15 protein-coding genes are annotated in these 17722 nt (G+C 65.9%); 9 read left to right on the forward strand and 6 right to left on the reverse strand.

Features of this window, described 5'->3' with window-relative positions; genetic code table 11:
* Positions 1-157: 157 nt before the first annotated feature.
* The 4 genes from ACVILH_RS03855 (at position 158) to ACVILH_RS03870 (ending at position 5912) form a co-directional block, all read left to right on the forward strand.
* Positions 158-793 (forward strand): hypothetical protein, encoded by a 636-nt coding sequence (locus tag ACVILH_RS03855; protein WP_456711698.1) that lies wholly within the window; start codon positions 158-160, stop codon positions 791-793.
* A 45-nt stretch (positions 794-838) separates the two neighbouring features.
* Positions 839-2467 (forward strand): ABC transporter substrate-binding protein, encoded by a 1629-nt coding sequence (locus ACVILH_RS03860; RefSeq protein ID WP_456711699.1) that lies wholly within the window; start codon positions 839-841, stop codon positions 2465-2467.
* Positions 2468-2596: 129 nt separating this feature from the next.
* Complete coding sequence (locus ACVILH_RS03865; protein WP_456711700.1) at positions 2597-4126, forward strand: ABC transporter substrate-binding protein; 1530 nt, start codon at positions 2597-2599, stop codon at positions 4124-4126.
* Between the two features lie 214 nt (positions 4127-4340).
* Positions 4341-5912: an ABC transporter substrate-binding protein gene (locus tag ACVILH_RS03870; RefSeq protein WP_456711701.1), complete on the forward strand. Its 1572-nt coding sequence runs from the start codon at positions 4341-4343 to the stop codon at positions 5910-5912.
* Positions 5913-6195: 283 nt separating this feature from the next.
* Here the strand turns inward: ACVILH_RS03870 and ACVILH_RS03875 are convergent, their stop codons facing one another.
* From ACVILH_RS03875 to ACVILH_RS03895, 5 genes are all read right to left on the reverse strand, one after another.
* Positions 6196-7164, reverse strand: a complete 969-nt coding sequence (locus tag ACVILH_RS03875) for an NAD(P)H-dependent flavin oxidoreductase (RefSeq protein ID WP_456711702.1) — start codon at positions 7162-7164, stop codon at positions 6196-6198.
* A 143-nt stretch (positions 7165-7307) separates the two neighbouring features.
* Positions 7308-7958 (reverse strand): hypothetical protein, encoded by a 651-nt coding sequence (locus tag ACVILH_RS03880; RefSeq protein WP_456711703.1) that lies wholly within the window; start codon positions 7956-7958, stop codon positions 7308-7310.
* The gene (locus tag ACVILH_RS03885) at positions 7958-8539 is read right to left on the reverse strand and encodes a YqaA family protein (protein ID WP_456711704.1); all 582 of its coding nucleotides are present in this window, start codon (positions 8537-8539) and stop codon (positions 7958-7960) included. Before ACVILH_RS03885 ends, ACVILH_RS03880 begins: the two co-directional genes overlap by 1 nt.
* Positions 8540-8612: 73 nt before the next feature.
* Positions 8613-9014, reverse strand: coding sequence for a phosphoribosyl-ATP diphosphatase (gene hisE / locus ACVILH_RS03890; protein WP_456711705.1), 402 nt, complete (start codon positions 9012-9014; stop codon positions 8613-8615).
* 105 nt (positions 9015-9119) lie between these two features.
* Positions 9120-9515 carry a hypothetical protein gene (locus ACVILH_RS03895; RefSeq protein ID WP_456711706.1) on the reverse strand — a complete coding sequence of 132 codons (396 nt, stop codon included), beginning with the start codon at positions 9513-9515 and terminating at the stop codon, positions 9120-9122.
* Between the two features lie 273 nt (positions 9516-9788).
* On the opposite strand from ACVILH_RS03895, the gene ACVILH_RS03900 reads away from it, so the two are divergent.
* The 5 genes from ACVILH_RS03900 to ACVILH_RS03920 all read left to right on the forward strand — a co-directional run bounded on the left by ACVILH_RS03900 (position 9789) and on the right by ACVILH_RS03920 (position 16857).
* The gene (locus ACVILH_RS03900) at positions 9789-10844 is read left to right on the forward strand and encodes an ABC transporter substrate-binding protein (protein ID WP_456711707.1); all 1056 of its coding nucleotides are present in this window, start codon (positions 9789-9791) and stop codon (positions 10842-10844) included.
* Positions 10845-10942: 98 nt separating this feature from the next.
* Positions 10943-12733, forward strand: a complete 1791-nt coding sequence (locus tag ACVILH_RS03905) for a glucan ABC transporter ATP-binding protein/ permease (protein WP_456711708.1) — start codon at positions 10943-10945, stop codon at positions 12731-12733.
* Between the two features lie 175 nt (positions 12734-12908).
* On the forward strand, positions 12909-14324 hold the full coding sequence (locus ACVILH_RS03910; protein ID WP_456711709.1) for a D-alanyl-D-alanine carboxypeptidase family protein: 1416 nt from the start codon (positions 12909-12911) through the stop codon (positions 14322-14324).
* A 178-nt stretch (positions 14325-14502) separates the two neighbouring features.
* Positions 14503-16194 (forward strand): long-chain-fatty-acid--CoA ligase, encoded by a 1692-nt coding sequence (locus ACVILH_RS03915; RefSeq protein WP_456711710.1) that lies wholly within the window; start codon positions 14503-14505, stop codon positions 16192-16194.
* Positions 16195-16371: 177 nt separating this feature from the next.
* Positions 16372-16857: a redoxin family protein gene (locus ACVILH_RS03920; RefSeq protein ID WP_456711711.1), complete on the forward strand. Its 486-nt coding sequence runs from the start codon at positions 16372-16374 to the stop codon at positions 16855-16857.
* 176 nt (positions 16858-17033) lie between these two features.
* Here ACVILH_RS03920 and ACVILH_RS03925 read toward each other — a convergent pair whose 3' ends face one another.
* A complete protein-coding gene (locus ACVILH_RS03925; RefSeq protein ID WP_456711712.1) occupies positions 17034-17666 on the reverse strand; it encodes a glutathione S-transferase family protein in 633 nt (210 codons plus the stop codon).
* Positions 17667-17722 lie beyond the last annotated feature (56 nt).

Here is a 17722-nt window from a genome sequence, read left to right on the forward strand (position 1 = left end):
TGCGATCGCTGATCGGCGCGAACCGTCTGATTCTGCATGTGATTCCGGCTGAACTGAAGTGGCAGAACCGCTCCCGCTCTTCGTTTGAAAACTTGCTCTCATACGACCGTGCAGAAGCGTATCAGTTTACCGGAATCGAGCGTCAGAGGAGTAGCGTATGAGTTCGTTGAGTGAACAGAATCCGATGAACCCGCAGGACCCGCTGCATTATGCACCGCGGTGGCTGCGCGAACGTCCGGAAGCCGCGCGTCTATCTCTCGTCGGTGACACCACCAAGGCAGCGGAGGCGGCCGAGCGTCCCGCTTCGGGACAGCAAGGACCGCTCGATGCTCGCCTGGAGACAGCCGTGTTCGAGTCCCTTCGTCAGTCGTTGACCCCCCAAGTCATGCGCGAGCCGCCGGAGTTCGAGCGCGAGCGCGACCGCCGTTCGGTCGTGTTCAAGATCGCCGGCCGCTTTGCAGCCGCCACCGGCGTCGCCGCCGTGGTCGCGCTGTTCTTCGTCAACATCGTTCCGGTGTGGCGCCAGCCCGACGCGAGCTCCTCCTTCGTCGCTGCCGTGCAGTCGATGAAGACCTTGCCGCCGGTCGCGGCCGATGTGCAGGACGCCAAGGCCGACCAGACCAGCGCTCTGCCGGAGCGGGTCGAGCCGCAGGCCCCTGCCCTGTCGCAGTTCAAGTCGCTGCTCGCGGACGCGCCGGCGCCGGCCGCAGAGGCCGATACGCCCGAAAAGCCCATGCTGCAGCAGTTCATGCAGTGGAATCAGAAGACGGGTCAGATGGAGCGGGTTCGCTAATCCGCCACGCCTGAGCCGAACTCAAACACCTCGCACAAGGCGATCATGATCGACGTCCTACCGCAGAAAGCGGCAGCACGCGGTCCGTTAGCTCACGCCCGTATCGCAGCGGTGCTGCTCGGGACCATCGTGGCCAGCGGAGCCCTCGCCGTGTCCGGCAATGCCTATGCCGCGCCCGGCGAGACCGTGAGCGTGGCGCGCCAGCTCGGCAGCCGCGTCGGACCGATCATCGGCTCGGCGCTGGCCTGCCGCGACATCGCGCGGCCGCGCATCCAAGCGATCATCGAGAAGTTTCAGCTCGTCATCCGCGAGGCCGCGACCAGCGAGGCCGACCGTGACGAATTGACCCGCCTGCTCGACCGTTATGTGGCCGAAGGTCGCAGCCTGGTCACATCAGGGCGGATGGACTGCCGCGGCGCCGAGCGCCAGCTCGCCGATCTCGAACAGTCAATCGCGGCGCCCCCGGCACGCGCCAACCTGCCCGGCGTGACGATCGCGCCCGCGGCCGCGGTGGCCGCCACAGCGCCGGCGCAGATCCTGCCGCCCGTGGTCGAGACGCGCGGCGTGACGCAGAGCGAGATCAAGTTCGGCATGGTCGTCCCCCATAGCGGTCCCGTCCGGGAAAGCGGGCGGCAGCTCAAGATCGGGGTCGAGGCCGCCTTCAACCGCGTCAACGAGGCCGGCGGCGTCAACGGCCGCGTGCTCAAGCTCGTCACCGCCGATGACGGCTATGACCCGGCGCGCACGCTCGATGCGATGAAGCAGCTCTATGAGAAGGAGCAGGTGTTCGGCTTCGTCTGCAATTTCGGCTCGGCGACGGCAGCGGTCGCTATCCCCTACGCGCTCGAGCGCCGCGCGCTGTTCTTCGCCCCCTACACCGGCGCCAATGTCGTGCGCCACGATCCGCCGGATCGCTACGTCTTCAACTACCGGCCGAGCTATGCCGAGGAGACCGACGCGCTGGTGCGCTACCTCGTCAAGATCCGCAAGCTGCAGCCGCGCCAGATCGTCGTATTCGCCCAGAACGACGCGTTCGGCGATGCGGGCTTTGCCGGCGTCTCCAAGGCCTTCCGCACGCTCGGCGTCAACGAGAATACGATCGTGCGCGTCAACTATCCGCGCAACAGCATCGAGGTCGACGATGCGATCAGCCAGCTCCGGCTGCTGAAGACGCCGGTCCGCGCCGTGATCATGCTGGCCACCACCCGCGCCGCAGCGAAGTTCATCGAGAAGGCGCGCGACGTGTTTCCCGGCGCTGTCTTCGCCAACATCTCGGCGGTCGGCGGCTCGGCGCTCGCCAGCGAGCTGATGCTGCTCGGGCCGCGCTACACCGAGAATGTGATCGTGACCCAGACAGTGCCGGGCGTGTCCGGCTACTCCAGCCTGGTGCTCGACTACAAGAATGCGCTGGCCAAGTACTTCCCCGGCGAGGCGGCGGACTACATGTCGCTCGAAGGCTACATCTCGGCGAGCATCCTGATCGAAGGCCTGAAGCGCGCCGGCCAGAGCTTCGACACCGAGCAGCTCGTCGAGACGCTCGAGACCATGCGCAACGTCGATCTCGGACTGGGCGTCCAGCTCGGCTTCGGCCGCTCCGAGCACCAGGCGTCGCACAAGATCTGGGGCACCGCACTGGACGAAAGCGGCAACTATCAGCCGATCGAACTTGATTAGGATACCGCTGGAAAGGACGCCGGTCCCCGCTACCACAGACAAAAGCGCGACAGAGAAACCCGACATTAATTCGAAATGGCACGAATAGCAGAGCGATGAGGGTTAGCTAGAGAGCAAGTGGATAGTTCGATGACATTCCGTTGGTCCGCGTTGATCATCGGGAGCCTGTTTGGAGCTCCCTTCGGCACCGCCTTTGCGGCGGCCCCGGATATGGTCCGGGACCTCGCCGGCCGGGTCGGACCGATCGTGGGCCAGGCGTCGGCGTGCCCGGACATCGCGCAGGGACGTGTCCAGACCATCGTCGACAAATTCCGCGAGGCGATCCGGCAATCATCGAACAATGACAGCGAGCGCGATCTTCTGACCCGGACCTTCAACGGCTACATCGCCGAAGGCCGCAGCCGTACCGGAGCCGCGCAGGCGAACTGTCCAACAGCCGAGCGGCAGCTTACCGAGCTCGAGCGCTCGCTCAGCCAGCCGGCTGCGGCCGGGCCGGCCACCCAGGCCAGGGCCGACGCCACCACCGGTGCCGTCACCAGCGGTCCTGTGCGCGGCGTGACCGATCGCGAGATCCGCTTCGGCATGGTGCTGCCGTTCTCCGGCATCCGCAAGGAGACCGGGCGGCAGATGCGGCAGGGCATCGAGATCGCCTTCGCGCGCGCCAATGATGCCGGCGGCGTCAATGGGCGCACCTTGCGGCTCGTCGCAGCCGATGACGGCTACGATCCGAACCGTACGCTGGCGGCGATGACGCAGCTCTACGACAAGGAGCAGGTGTTCGGCTTCATCGGCAATATCGGCACGGCCAACTCGGAGGTCGCGATCCCCTACGCGCTGGAGCGGCGGGCGCTGTATTTCGCGCCGAACTCCGGCGCCGCGGTGGTCCGGCGCGATCCCCCGGACCGCTACGTCTTCAACTACCGGGCCAGCTACGCCGAGGAGACCGCCGCGCTGGTGCGCTATCTCGTCAAGATGAAGCGCATTCCGCCGAGGCAGATCGCCGTCCTGACCCAGCAGGATGCCTTCGGCGATGACGGCTTTGCGGGGGTCGCCAAGGCCTACCGGCAGTTGAACATCACCGATCCCGTCACGCGCTTCTCCTATCCGCGCGCCACCATGGATGTCGACGAGGCCATCAACCAGGTGAAGGCGCACAAGGGCGGGCTCAAGGCCATCATCATGGTGGCGACCGACCGTGCCGCCGCCAAGTTCATCGAGAAGACGCGCGATGCGGTGCCCGGCCTGATCTACGCCAACGTCTCCGCCGTCGGCTCGACCTCGCTGGCGACCGAGCTGAAGCTGCTCGGCCCGCGCTTCACCAACGGCGTCATCGTGACGCAGGGCGTCCCCGCCGTTTCCGGCTATTCGAGCCTCGTGCTCGACTACAAGAATTCACTGGCCAAATATGCTCCGGGCGAGGCGCCGGACTACACCTCGCTCGAAGGCTACATCGCGGCGACGATCCTGATCCAGGCGCTGAAGCAGACCAATCCGCTGGACACCGAACGGCTGGTCGACACGCTGGAGTCGATGCGCAGCCTCGATCTCGGTCTCGGCACTCCACTTGCATTTGGACGCGCGGAGCACCAGGCGTCGCACAAGATCTGGGGCACGGCGCTCGACGAAAACGGCACGTATCAGGCAATCGAACTGGAATAGACTGAGCTTGAGGGGAATGAACTGGTTGTATGCGACGCATTAGCAAGTCCTAAAGCATGATCGGAGAAAGGCGTGCCGGGTTACCGAAATGGTCATGCTCTTAGGAAAGGCTGGTCTGTGCATGGTGACGGTCTTATGTCTACTCCGTCGCGGACACAGAGCGTCAAATCACCAGGCGAAAGACCTGGATGGGGTCCATAGTGGGATAGTGGCAATGAGCTTTCGTTCTAGCGTGTTCTTGGTTGCGGCATTGCTCGCAACGCCCGCCAGCGCGGCGGGCACCAATGCGGATGTGGTGCGTAATCTTGCGAGTCGGGTCGGGCCGATCGTGGGAGCAGCATCCGCCTGTCAGGCGATCGACCAAGGCCGCGTCCAGGCCATTGTCGACAAATTTCGCGAGGTGATCCGGGAGGCCTCCACCGGCGGCTCGGATCGGGACGAGCTCACGCGCGTGTTCAACGGCTACGTTGCCGACGGACGCAACCGTGTGGGTGCAGCCCAGACCGACTGCAACACGGCGGGTCGCCAGCTCGCCGAGCTCGAGCGCTCGCTCGGGCAGACCGCGCCGAGCCAGACCGGAGCCAGCCTCGCCGGCGTGATCGCCCCGGCCGCGGCGGTTGCCGCGACGGCGCCGACCGTGACGCTGCCGCCGCCTACCGCCAGCAACGTCCAGGGTGTCACGGCGAACGAGATCCGCTTCGGCATCGCCGCGCCGTTCTCGGGCGCGTCGAAGGAGCTCGGCCGCCAGATGAAGATGGGCATCGAGGCCGCCTTCAACCGCGCCAACGATTCCGGCGGGGTTGCCGGCCGCTCGCTGCGGCTCTACTCCGCGGACGACGGCTACGAGCCGTCGCGCACCTTGGATGCGATGAAGCAGCTCTATGAGAAGGACAAGGTGTTCGGCTTCATCGGCAATGTCGGCACGCCGACCTCCGCTGTGGCCATGCCCTACGCCCTGCAGCGCCGCACGCTTTTCTACGGCGCGTTCACCGGCGCCAACATCCTGCGCAACGATCCGCCGGATCGCTACGTGTTCAACTATCGCGCGAGCTACGCCGAAGAGACCGACACCGTCGTGCGCTATCTCGTGAAACTGCGCCGCCTGCAGCCGCGCGACATCGCCGTGTTCGCCCAGCAGGACGCCTATGGTGATGCCGGCTTCTCGGGCGTGGCCAAGGCGTTCCGCTCGCTCGGCCTGGCCGACACCGCGATCACGCGCTTCAACTACAAGCGCAACACGGTCGATGTCGACGAGGCGGTCAACCAGCTCCGCGCGATGAAGAATCCGCCCAAGGCGATCGTCATGGTCGCGACCTACCGGGCGGCCGCGAAGTTCATCGAGAAGACGCGCGATCTGTACCCGAACATGATCTACACCAACGTGTCGTTCGTGGGGTCGACCGAGCTGTCCGACGAGCTGATGCTGCTCGGCCCGCGCTATGCCTCCGGCGTGATCGTCACCCAGGTGGTGCCGGCGGTCGGCGGCTATTCCAGCGCCGTGCTCGAGTACAAGGGCGCGCTGGAGAAGTACTTCCCGGGCGAGGCGCCATCCTACGTCTCGTTCGAGGGCTATGTCGCCGCCAACGTGCTGATCCAGGCGCTGCGCAAGGTCGGGCCGCAGCTCGACACCGAGGCCCTGATCGATACGCTGGAGAACATGCAGAACGTCGATCTCGGCCTCGGCGCCAAGCTCGGCTTCGGCCGCGCCGAGCACCAGGCCTCGCATAAGATCTGGGGCACGGCGCTCGACGAGCGCGGCAAGTTCCAGGCGATCGAACTCGAATAGCGAGCACGTCCCTCGCACCTCAACGATCCGAACGCGGCAGCCCACGGTTGCCGCGTTCTTTTTTGTGCAGGCGGAGGCAACGCCGTGCGCGGCGTGGAGGTGCATCCTGATGACGCGGTCGTAACGAGGTGGACGCGCCTGGGTGGCGAGTCAGGCTGCTTACAGCCCGTGCGATTGCAACGAAACGATGCCGACTCTCTCGGCCGTCATTCCGGGCTCGCCGCGCTGGCGCGCGCCGCCCCGGAATGACATCGCGTTTGAGGCGCAGCCGCAGGCCGTCACCTCACAGCGGCGGGTCGATCGCCTCGTCATATTCCTTCTTGAAGCGCGCGATCAGCTCGGCGGCGGGGAGCACCTCCTTGATGGCGCCGATGCCCTGGCCGGAGCCCCAGATCTCCTTCCACGCCTTCGGCTTGGCGCGCTCGCCCGAGGCGTCGGTGCCGAAGCTCATCTTCGAGGGATCGGAGGTCGGCAGATTATCGGGGTCGAGACCCGCGGCGACGATCGACGGCTTCAGATAGTTGCCGTGCACGCCGGTGAACAGGTTCGAGTAGACGATGTCGTCAGCGCCGGACTTGGTGATCATGTCCTTGTAGCCCTCGACCGCATTGGCCTCCTTGGTGGCGATGAAGGCGGAGCCGACATAGGCGAAGTCGGCGCCGAGCACGCGCGCGGCGCGGATGGCGCGGCCATTGGCGATCGCACCCGACAGCGCGATCGGGCCGTCGAACCAGCTCCGCGTCTCCGCCACGAAGGCGAATGGCGAGATCGTGCCGGCATGACCGCCGGCGCCGGCCGCGACGAGAATGAGCCCGTCAGCGCCCTTCTCGATCGCCTTGTGGGCGAAGAACTGATTGATGACGTCGTGGAAGACGATGCCGCCCCAGCGATGCGCCGCCTGGTTCAGCTCCTCGCGCGCGCCGAGCGAGGTGATCATCATCGGCACCTTGTACTTCTCGCACAGCGCCAGATCCTGCTCGAGCCGGTTGTTGGAGCGGTGCACGATCTGGTTGACCGCGAACGGCGCCGATGGGGCTTCCGGGTGCGCGCGATCATAGGCCGCGAGCTCCTCGGTGATGCGCGCCAGCCATTCGTCGAGCAGCGCGGCCGGCCGGGCGTTGAGCGCCGGAAACGAGCCCACGACACCGGCCTTGCACTGCGCGATCACCAGATCGGGCACGGAGATGATGAACAGCGGCGAGCCGATCACCGGGATCGACAGGCGCCCCTTGAACAAGGCGGGCATGGACATGGATGTGAATTCCTCGTTGTGAAATGCGGAGACGCTCGTGATCGCGAGCATGCCCGACATCATGCCGTGATGGCAATTCGCTCGCAGAGGGACCGGAAAAGCCCGTGGAGGGTCTTGCGTTCAGGCGCTGGCGCGCGCGAAGCCTACTGGCAGAGCGCCGAGGTCACGACCGTGTCGGTGCGGCAGTCGTCCGGCTTGCGCTGGCGGCCGGGGATCAGCACCTTCGGCGAGCAGGTCTCGGTGGAATCGGTATTGAGGCTCTTGCCTTCCTTGTAGCCCTTGCCCTGGCAGAGCTTGTCGGCGCCGAGCTTGCAATCCGGCGTGCCGTTGGCGGCGATCGGACAGACGATACGGCCGGACACCATCGTGGAGGGCCTGGTGAGGCGCAACAGCGCGTCCCCGGTCTCCTTGAGAACGCCGCCCTGGCTGTCACCACTCTTGGAATCAGTGTTGGGATTCGTCTTGGCATCAGCATTGGGCGCGGGCGGCTGGGCCGCCTGCCGCGGCGGCTGCGGCTGAGCGGCGGGAGCGGCAGGCGCGGCACTGTCCGTGGCTGGCGGCGCGACGGTGGGCTCCTGACGCTTCAACGGAATGATCGACATCTTGTCGAACAGCTTGCCGAGCTCGTCCATGAGGCTCGGATCCGAGGGCTGCGGGGTCGGCTCCGCGACCGGCTGCGCCGGCGTCTCGCGCATGCCGGCGATGGGCGCCGACTGCGCCAACGCCGCGGCCACAGGGAGCATCGCAGCCAGCACGGCCGAGCCCGCGATCAGCCCTGCGCGCCGCGACCGCATCAGATCAGCTTCAGCGCGACGACGAAGCCGGCCACCAGAACGGCCGCGCCGAGCGCCACCCAGAGACCGAGATGCTTCTCGATGTGCACCCGGATCCATTCGCCATATCGATTGAGCACGATCGCGGCGATGAAGAAGCGACCGCCGCGGGCCACGATCGAGCAGACGATGAAGAGGAAGAGATTGTAGCCAGCAAAGCCCGAGGTGATCGTGACAAGCTTGTAGGGGATCGGAGTCAGCCCCTTCAGCAGGATGATGATGGCGCCCCACTCCGCATAGGAGGCACGGAAGGCCTCGACTTTGTCGCCGAGCCCATAGAGATGGATCAGCCATTGACCGAGCGAGTCGTAGAGCAGCGCGCCGATCGCATAGCCGACCACGCCGCCGGCGACCGAGGCCACGGTGCAGACGCCGGCGAATAGCCAGGCGCGCTGCGGCTTGGCCAGCGACATCGGGATCAGCATCACATCCGGCGGCACCGGAAAGAACGAGCTTTCAGCGAAGGCGATCGCAGCCATGATCCAGAGGGCATGCGGCTTGTGGGCGGCGTCGATACACCAGTCATAGACACGTCTGAGCATGGCTCGCGATGAAGCAAACCGGGCCGCGTTTGTCCATGCGTTTGTCTTTGGGCGATGCGCCGCCGATAGCGGCCTAGTGCCGTTTGCGGATGACCCGGCTTTCAGCCGCGACGATCGGTCGCCCCGGAACACGCGCGGCCGCCACTTTTGCGACCTTCACCGGCGTTTTCGGCAGCTTCTCGGCGATCCCCAGCATCAGCTCGCGCCGTTCCATCTCGCGCCAGACGTCCTCGGGCCGGATTCCCAATTCGGCCCACAGCACCGTCATATTATAGATCATATCGGCGCTTTCGCGCACCACGGCCTGGGCATCGCCCCCGACCGCGTCGATCGCGACCTCGATGGCCTCCTCGGCGAGCTTCTTGGCCATCTTGCCGGTGCCCTGCTGCATCAGCTTGGCCGTGCGCGAGCGTGACGGATCCAGATCCCTGGCCGCCAGCACCGCGCGATAGAGCCGCTCGATCGAATCAGTCATCAGCGCACAATAGTTAAGATCAATGGCGGCGGCGTTAACGTCTGCGGCAGACATGAAAAAATCCGCCGGCGCGAAGGCCGGCGGATCGTTCGAGGTGACCCGTCGTCACCAGGGATTGTAGTAGCCGCCGCCGTAATACGGCTCGCCGCCGCCATAATAGTGATAGCCCGGGCCGCCGTAATAAGCGGGACGGCCATAGTAATAGTGGTCCTCGTAATAAGCGCGGCGGTTCTGCGCCGCCGCGATGGCGAGGCCGGTTCCGACAATGCCGGCGAAGGCCGCGGCGGCAGCCGCGCCGCCATTGCCGCGATAGTGACGGCGGCGGGCGCTGACGTCGGTCAGGCCGCTTTCATTTGCCGTCTTGGCCACGGCGCCCTTTTCCGCAGGGGCCGAGCCGGCGAATGCGAGCGTCGGCTGAACGGCCGTCAACGTCACCGCGGCCACCGCCGCCAGGACGGTGGCGCGACTGACGCGTGAGATATTTCCGCGCTGTGCGATCATGTGGATCCTCCGTACGATCAAATTTCGCGAGCCCAACTCCTCAACTGGGGTGACAGTTCCGCTATGGAAACCAGGAGTCGAAGCCGCAAATCGCCGCAGGCCTTGCTCATGGACCATTCATATTCGATCGGAAATAATCGAGCGCCGCGCGAACCTAGAAGCCGTCACGAAATTGACACATCGCGTGGGCGGGCCGAGCAAACGTGCCGCATGAACTGATTAGAATACCGGCGTGACAAGACCGGTGCGACCTGCGAAGACCGGCGTGACCTCATGCGTATGCAAAGACCAGTCACCCTGCTTGCCCTGGCGCTGATCGCGGCCTTCATCCTGCCTGCATGGCTGTCGGAGCAGGTTGCCGCAGCCGAGGAGCCCAAGCGTCCGGTCGCCGTCATGTTCGCGCTGGATCGTCCAATCGACGGCAGCATGGCACCGATGGTGCTGGCCGCGAGCCGTGGGCTGTTCGCTGCCCAGGGCGTGACCGTGACGATGACGACGGCCAAAGGCTCGCCGGATGCGATCGCGCGGGTGGCGTCGGGCGAGGCCGACATGGCGCTCGCCGACATCAACGAGCTGATCCGCTATCGCGACGCTCCGGGCAGTCAGCCCGTCAAGGCGGTGTTCGTGCTGTTCAACCGCGCGCCCTACGCCATCATCGCCCGCAAGAGCCGCGGCATCAACGCGCTCGCCGACATCGATGGCAAGACGCTGGGCGTCGCCGAGGGCGACCTGTCGATCCGGCTGTGGCCAGCGGTCGTGAAGCACAACCATCTCAAGCCCGAGACCATCAAGCTGTCGCGCGTTGGAGCTGCGGTGCGTGAGCCGATCCTGTCGGCGGGGCAGGTCGACGCCGTCAGCGGGTTCTCCTACCTCTCGGCGATCAATCTGCGCGACCGCGGCGTTCCCGCCGCCGATCTCGCGGTGCTGCGCTTCGCCGATTATGGCTGCGAGGCCTATGGGCATGCGGTGATCGTCAATCCCGGCTTCGCCGCCAAGCAGCTTGAAGCGGTGAGAGGCGTTCTACGAGCGCTGACATCCGGCCTCCATGTCGCGATCAAGGATCCGCAGGCGGCGATCACCGACGTGCTGAGCCGCATGGAGGACGGCTCGCGCGAGCTCGAGCTGGAGCGGCTGCAGACGGTGCTCGCCGACAACGTGCTGACATCGGACGTGCGCCGCGACGGCATCGGCGGCATCGATCCCGCCCGGTTCGAGCGCGCGCTCGACCAGATCGCCGAGGACCGCAAATTCGTCCATAAGCGCCCGCAGCCCGCCGACATCTTCGACGACGGCTTCCTGCCGCCCGCCGACAGCCGCCTCGTCAACTGACATCAGCGGATTGCGCTGTCACCCGGTGCCCATCCCTTGCTAAACATGCGTCGCGCCCTTCCGCGCGATTCCGCCGCCTGATCGAAAAGCGCCTCGCCATGTCCCTGCTCCGTGTCTACATCCGCGTGCTCCAACTGCTCGGCAAGGAGGCGCGGCTCGGCTGGATCGTGGCGATCGCCAACCTCGCGCTGGCGGTGGCGCAGTTCGCCGAGCCCGTGCTGTTCGGACGCATTGTCGATTCGCTGTCCGGCAATGCGTCGACCGCCACGGCCTGGCCGCTGCTCGCGGCCTGGGCCGCATTCGGCCTTTTCACGATCCTCGCCAGCGCCTGGGTCGCGCTGCAGGCCGACCGGCTCGCCCACCGCCAGCGCCACGCGGTGCTCACCAGCTATTTCGAGCACATCCTGCAGCTGCCGCTGACGTTCCATTCCGGCACGCATTCGGGACGGCTGATGAAGGTGATGATCAACGGCACCGATGCGCTGTGGCATCTGTGGCTGTCGTTCTTCCGCGAGCATTTTGCCGCGATCATGTCCGTCATCGTGCTGCTGCCGTTGTCGCTGTATCTGAACTGGCGGCTCGCGATCCTCTTGTTCGTGCTCTGCATCGTGTTCACGGTGCTGACCACCCTCGTGGTGCGCAAGACCTACGGCATGCAGAGCGAGGTCGAGGAGCATTACAGCAACCTCTCGGCACGCGCCTCCGACGCGCTCGGCAATGTCGCGCTGGTGCAGAGCTTCGTGCGCATCGATGCCGAGGTGCAGGGCCTGCGCCACGTCGCCGGCCAATTGCTGTCGGTGCAGATGCCCGTGCTCGGCTGGTGGGCGCTGGTCACCGTCATCACCCGCGCATCCACCACCATCACCGTGCTCGCGATCTTCACGCTCGGCATCGCCCTGCATCAGGCCGGCCTCACCTCGGTCGGCGAGATCGTGATGTTCGTGTCGTTCGCGACCATGCTGATCCAGAAGCTCGAGCAGGTCGTGTCGTTCATCAACAACGTGTTCATGGAGGCGCCGCGGCTCGCCGAGTTCTTCACGGTGCTCGATGCCGTGCCCGCGGTGCGCGACCGGCCCGATGCGATCGATGTCGGCCGGCTGTCGGGACTGGTCGAGTTCAACGACGTCTCGTTCTCCTATGACGGAAAGCGTCCGGCGATCGAGGACCTTACCTTCACCGCGCTGCCCGGCCAGACCATCGCGCTGGTCGGCCCGACCGGCGCCGGCAAGTCCACCGCCATCGCGCTGCTGCATCGCGCCTTCGATCCGCAATCCGGCTTCATCAAGATCGACGGCATGGATGTGCGCGGATTGAAGCTGGCCGCCCTGCGCCGAAACATCGGCGTCGTGTTCCAGGAGGCGCTGCTGTTCAACCGCTCGATCCGCGAAAACCTCCTGGTCGGCAAGCCCGATGCGACCGACGAGGAGCTGCGCACAGCGGCGGCCCGCGCCCAGGCGCTCGACTTCATCGATCGCGCCGAGCAGGGGTTCGATACCAATGCCGGCGAGCGCGGCCGCATGCTTTCGGGGGGCGAGCGTCAGCGGCTGTCGATCGCGCGTGCGCTGTTGAAGGATCCGCCGATCCTGATTCTCGACGAGGCCACCTCGGCGCTCGATGCCGTCACCGAGGCCAAGCTGAACGCTGCGCTCGATGAAGTGATGAAGGGCCGCACCACCTTCGTGATCGCGCACCGGCTCTCGACCATCCGCAACGCCACCCGAATCCTGGTGTTCGAGAACGGACGCGTGATCGAAAGCGGAACGTTCGATGAACTCGTCGCCAGAGGCGGCCATTTCGCGGAACTCGCCAAGGCGCAATTCATGGTTCAGGAAAGCGATCGTGCTTCGCTCTCTGCGCCGGCCAGCGCCGACGACACCGTCAAGGCCTGATGGCGGGACGCTTTCATCGTGGAATTGAATGGCTGGGCTCTGTTAACCAGCATCGAGCCGGTATAGGTTCGCGACCTGCCGCAACCCATGCGGCGCCGGACACGCTTGAAACCCGAAAGCCCGTTTGCCCACCTCGCGTCACCGAGGCGGGTTCTCAAAGGACCGGACCAGACCAGTGCAGACGCTTCGCCTGTTGTTCCGCTATTCCCCGCTGAAGATCATCGCTGTTGCTGCCGCGCTCATGCTCGCGCCTCGCCTCGCCCATGCCGAGGCGCTGCTGCTCGTCGAGGCCGACACCGGCAAGGTGCTCGAGGCGCAGAACGCGACCTATCCGTGGTACCCCGCCTCCGTCACCAAGCTGATGACGGCCTACGTCACCTTGAAGGCGGTGAAGGACGGCAAGATCTCGCTCGACACGCTGTTCACGGTGTCGCCGACCGCGGCGTCGCAGTCGCCGTCGAAGATGGGCTACCGGCCGGGCACGCAGCTCACCGTCGACAACGCGCTGAAGATGATGTTGGTGAAGTCCGCCAACGACATGGCGGTCGTGCTCGCCGAAGGCGTCGGCGGCTCGATCGACGGATTCTCGATCATGATGAACGAGACCGCGCAGCGGCTCGGCATGACCCAGACGAGCTACGTCAATCCCAACGGCCTGCCGGCCGACGGCCAGATCACCTCGGCGCGCGATCTCGCGATCCTGGCGCGCGCCATCATTCGCGACCTGCCGGAATACGAGTACTTCGTCCACATCCCCTCGATCCGCTACGGCCGCCGCGTGGTGCAGAATTTCAACCGGCTGATCGGGCGCTATCCCGGCGCCGACGGCTTCAAGACCGGCTTCATCTGCGCATCCGGCTACAATCTCGTGGCCTCGGCGACCCGCAACGGCAAGCGCCTGATCGCGGTGGTGCTCGGCGCCTCCTCGGGCCAGATGCGCGCGGTGCGCGCGATCCAGATGCTCGACCGCGGCTTCAACGGCAATCAGCTCAGTTGGCTGAAGGCGCCGCTCGGCAATGTCGAGCAGCTGGTGCCGGTCGATGCCACGCCGCCGAACCTGCGCGACGACATGTGCAGCGGCAAGCGACACCGTCCTGCGAGCGACGATGACGGCGAGGAGGCGAGCACCGAGGGCGAAACGACCACCGGCGGCACCCTGCTCGCCGGGCTGCAGGCCCCGGCCCTGAAGCCGTCGGAGATCCTCGCCGCGGCCCCCGCCCCGTCCGAGCCCGTGCCGGTCTATACCGGCCCGACCCGGACCGGCCCCGCCCTGATCGCCGCTGTCGCTGCGGACGCCGACGCGCAGACCCCGGCGAAGCACCGCGGCAAGAAGGCGCATGCCGCAGCCAAGAAGGACGCCAAGACCGCGACCCGGACGGCTGCCAAGACCGACGGCGAGGCCAAGACCGCCTTGAAGCCGGAGGCTAAGCCTGCTGAGGCCAAACCGGCGGCCGCACGCCACGTGGCAGCCAAGCACGATGCGGCAAAACCAGCGGAAAAGCCGGTGCCCGACGCTGCGGCCAAGGCGGCCAAGCCGAAGGCAGCCGCCAAGCCGAAGGCCGACGGCAAGCCAGCGCCGAAGGACGGCTGATCTCGCGCCGCACGCGGGCTCGTGGAGCCCCGCGCCCGCTGCGAGCCGTCCGAGCTTCCCTCTTTGGTCTACGCCCCGGCCGCTTGCCTTGCTCGGCCGGACATTCGATATTGGCCGCCGAATGCGGCCTGGGATGACCGGCGCCGACCATAAGAGACGATCAGGAGAGGAAGGGTTCATGGAGCGCATCTGGCTCAAGCATTACCCAGCCGGCGTTCCCGCCGATATCGACCCCAGCAAGTATCAGTCGCTGGTCGAGCTGCTGGAAGAAAGCTTCAAGAAGTTTGCCGACCGCCGCGCCTTCATCTGCATGGACAAAGCGATCAGCTATCGCGAGCTCGACGAGATGTCGGTCGCGATGGGCGCCTATCTGCAAGGCCTTGGGCTGGCGAGGGGCGCGCGCGTCGCGCTGATGATGCCGAACGTATTGCAATATCCGGTCGCGATCTCAGCCGTGCTGCGCGCCGGCTACGCGGTCGTCAACGTCAATCCGCTGTACACGCCGCGCGAGCTCGAGCACCAGCTCAAGGACTCCGGTGCGGAAGCGATCATCGTGCTGGAGAATTTCGCCCACACGGTGCAGCAGGTGGTCGGCCACACTCAGGTCAAGCACATCGTGGTCGCCAGCATGGGCGACCTGCTCGGCTTTAAGGGCGTGATCGTCAACCTCGTCGTCCGCCGGCTGAAGAAGATGGTGCCTGCGTTCTCGCTACCGGGCGCGGTGCTGTTCAATGACGCGCTCGCCGCCGGCCGCGGCAAGCGCTTCCAGAAGCCCGTGATCGGTCCCGACGACGTCGCCTTCCTGCAATATACCGGCGGCACCACCGGCGTCTCCAAGGGCGCCACCTTGCTCCACCGCAACGTCGTCGCCAACGTGCTGCAGAACGACGCCTGGCTGCAGCCGGTCATGGACCGGCCGCCGCATGTCGATCAGCTCCTCATCGTCTGCGCGCTGCCGCTCTACCACATCTTCGCGCTGACCTGCTGCTTCCTGCTCGCCGTGCGCGCCGGCGGCGCCAATCTGCTGATCCCCAATCCGCGCGACATCGCGGGCTTCATCAAGGAGCTGATGAAGTATCAGGTCAACACCTTCCCCGCCGTCAACACGCTCTACAACGGCCTGCTGCATCATCCGGATTTCCGGAAAATCGACTTCTCCAAGCTGAAGGTCTCCAATGGCGGCGGCATGGCGGTGCAGAAACCGGTGGCCGACCAGTGGAAGCAGGTGACGGGCTGCAGCATCGCCGAGGGCTATGGCCTCTCGGAGACCGCGCCGGTGCTCACCTGCAACGTGCCGACCTCGACCGAGTTCACCGGCACGATCGGCCTGCCGCTGCCCTCGACCTTCCTGTCGATCCGCGACGATGACGGCAATGAGGTGCCGCTCGGTCAGCCCGGCGAGATCTGCGCCAAGGGCCCGCAGGTGATGGCGGGTTATTGGAATCGTCCGGACGAGACCGCCAAGGTGATGACCGCGGACGGCTTCTTCCGCACCGGCGACGTCGGCGTGATGGCCGCGGACGGATCGGTCAAGATCGTGGACCGCAAGAAGGACATGATCCTGGTCTCCGGCTTCAACGTCTATCCGAACGAGGTCGAGGAGGTCATCGCCGCCCATCCGGGCGTGCTGGAGACCGCCGTGATCGGCCTCCCGGACGAGAAGACCGGCGAGGTCGTCAAGGCCTTCGTGGTCAGGAAGGACCCGAACCTGACGCCGGAGGACATCGTCAAGCACTGCCACGAGCAGCTGACCAACTACAAGGTGCCGAAGCAGATCGAGTTCAGGACCGAGCTGCCCAAGACCAATGTCGGCAAGATCCTGCGCCGCGAGTTGCGTGACGAGAAGAAGAATCCGGCGGCAGCCGCCTGATCCGTTGGCACTGCAGCCCCGTTGTGCGATGACGGAGTCGTGAACGCGGCGGGCCGTTGCCGTTTTCGGCCCGCCGAATAGTGTAGCGCGCACCGCGCAAGACACGTTTGAAGGCACGCTCGCAAGCACGTTCGCAAGACACGCGATCAGCACAGATCCAGGGGAAGGAGTTTCGATATGACGATCCAGGTTGGCGACAAGCTGCCGGAAGCCCAGTTCCGCGTGATGACGGAAGAAGGCCCGCAGGTCAAAACCACCGACGACATCTTCAAGGGCAAGAAGGTCGCGCTGTTCGCGGTGCCCGGCGCCTACACCGGCACCTGCCACAAGATGCATCTGCCCAGCATCTTCCTCAACGCCTACGCGATGAAGGACAAGGGCGTCGACACCATCGCGATCGTCTCGGTCAATGACGCCTTCGTCATGAACGCCTGGAAGCGCGACACCGACCAGCGCGACGAGGCCATCTTCCTGGCCGACGGCAGCGCCGAGTTCACCAAGGCGATCGGCATGGAGCTCGACGCCACCGCCCACGGCCTCGGCATCCGTTCCAAGCGCTATTCGATGCTGGTCGAGGACGGCAAAGTTACCAAGCTGAACCTCGAAGCCGCCCCGGGCAAGGTCGAGGTCTCCGGCGGCGACACGCTGCTCGGGCAGCTCTGAGACGACCAGCTCCGGGATCGAGGCGCGACGCCTCGCCACGAGCGAACAGGCTGGGCGGCCGCGCTGCGCGGCGGTCGCCCATGCCAGATGTTTTTATGGCCGATCTCAGGCTCACCCTCCATTGGAAGGTGGGCAGCGAACGAGCCGGCGCAGTCCAATGGCGGATATGGACCGTCTCACTCCCCGCTCGGCGGAGCCAGCGGCTGCACGATCTCCTGGAACGGCGTCAGGGCCTCGCATTGGGCGGCATGGGCCGCCAGCGCCGGATAGCGCTTGGCGTCGAACAGATGCGGATGGGCCTCTGATGTGAAACGCAGCACGCAGGTGACGGCGATGTCGGCGTGGCTGATGTCGGCGCCATACCAATATTCTGTCGTCACATCGGCGCGCTCGGCCTCCAGCATCGCCAGCACGCCGGCGATCTGCGTTTCACAACGCTCCACCCAAAGCGCGAGGCGATCCTTGCGCAGCACGCGCTCATAGATCAGGCTGACGGCCTTGTCGGCGAGCCCCGTGGCGAGCGCGATCGTGTGCAACTGCTGGCGGCGCAGCCCGCCGCTCGGCGCCAGCATGGCGCGCTCGGGGCCGATGGTCTCGTCGAGATGATCGAGGATCGCAGCGGACTCGATCAGCGCCTCGCCATTGTCGAGCACCAGCACCGGCACGCGCAGCAGCGGATTATAGGGCGCGATCTTGTCGGCATCGCCAAAGGTCGACCACGGCCGGTGCTCGAACGGAATGTCGTAGAGCCGCAGCGCGATCGCCGTGCGGCGAACGAAGGGCGAGTCGTACTGGCCGATCAGGAACATGGCGCATCCTCCTGTGTGCACCATTGAAGCGCCATTCGGCCGTGTTGTCAGCGAGC

Source organism: Bradyrhizobium sp. USDA 4353 (assembly GCF_054063215.1).

Bases quoted from the DNA above. Each gene is read 5' to 3' on its own strand.
- ACVILH_RS03855 (WP_456711698.1), top strand. From the start codon at position 158: ATGAGTTCGTTGAGTGAACAGAATCCGATGAACCCGCAGGACCCGCTG.
- ACVILH_RS03860 (WP_456711699.1), top strand. From the start codon at position 839: ATGATCGACGTCCTACCGCAGAAAGCGGCAGCACGCGGTCCGTTAGCT.
- ACVILH_RS03865 (WP_456711700.1), top strand. From the start codon at position 2,597: ATGACATTCCGTTGGTCCGCGTTGATCATCGGGAGCCTGTTTGGAGCT.
- ACVILH_RS03870 (WP_456711701.1), top strand. From the start codon at position 4,341: ATGAGCTTTCGTTCTAGCGTGTTCTTGGTTGCGGCATTGCTCGCAACG.
- ACVILH_RS03875 (WP_456711702.1), bottom strand. From the start codon at position 7,164: ATGTCCATGCCCGCCTTGTTCAAGGGGCGCCTGTCGATCCCGGTGATC.
- ACVILH_RS03880 (WP_456711703.1), bottom strand. From the start codon at position 7,958: ATGCGGTCGCGGCGCGCAGGGCTGATCGCGGGCTCGGCCGTGCTGGCT.
- ACVILH_RS03885 (WP_456711704.1), bottom strand. From the start codon at position 8,539: ATGCTCAGACGTGTCTATGACTGGTGTATCGACGCCGCCCACAAGCCG.
- hisE (WP_456711705.1), bottom strand. From the start codon at position 9,014: ATGACTGATTCGATCGAGCGGCTCTATCGCGCGGTGCTGGCGGCCAGG.
- ACVILH_RS03895 (WP_456711706.1), bottom strand. From the start codon at position 9,515: ATGATCGCACAGCGCGGAAATATCTCACGCGTCAGTCGCGCCACCGTC.
- ACVILH_RS03900 (WP_456711707.1), top strand. From the start codon at position 9,789: ATGCGTATGCAAAGACCAGTCACCCTGCTTGCCCTGGCGCTGATCGCG.
- ACVILH_RS03905 (WP_456711708.1), top strand. From the start codon at position 10,943: ATGTCCCTGCTCCGTGTCTACATCCGCGTGCTCCAACTGCTCGGCAAG.
- ACVILH_RS03915 (WP_456711710.1), top strand. From the start codon at position 14,503: ATGGAGCGCATCTGGCTCAAGCATTACCCAGCCGGCGTTCCCGCCGAT.
- ACVILH_RS03920 (WP_456711711.1), top strand. From the start codon at position 16,372: ATGACGATCCAGGTTGGCGACAAGCTGCCGGAAGCCCAGTTCCGCGTG.
- ACVILH_RS03925 (WP_456711712.1), bottom strand. From the start codon at position 17,666: ATGTTCCTGATCGGCCAGTACGACTCGCCCTTCGTTCGCCGCACGGCG.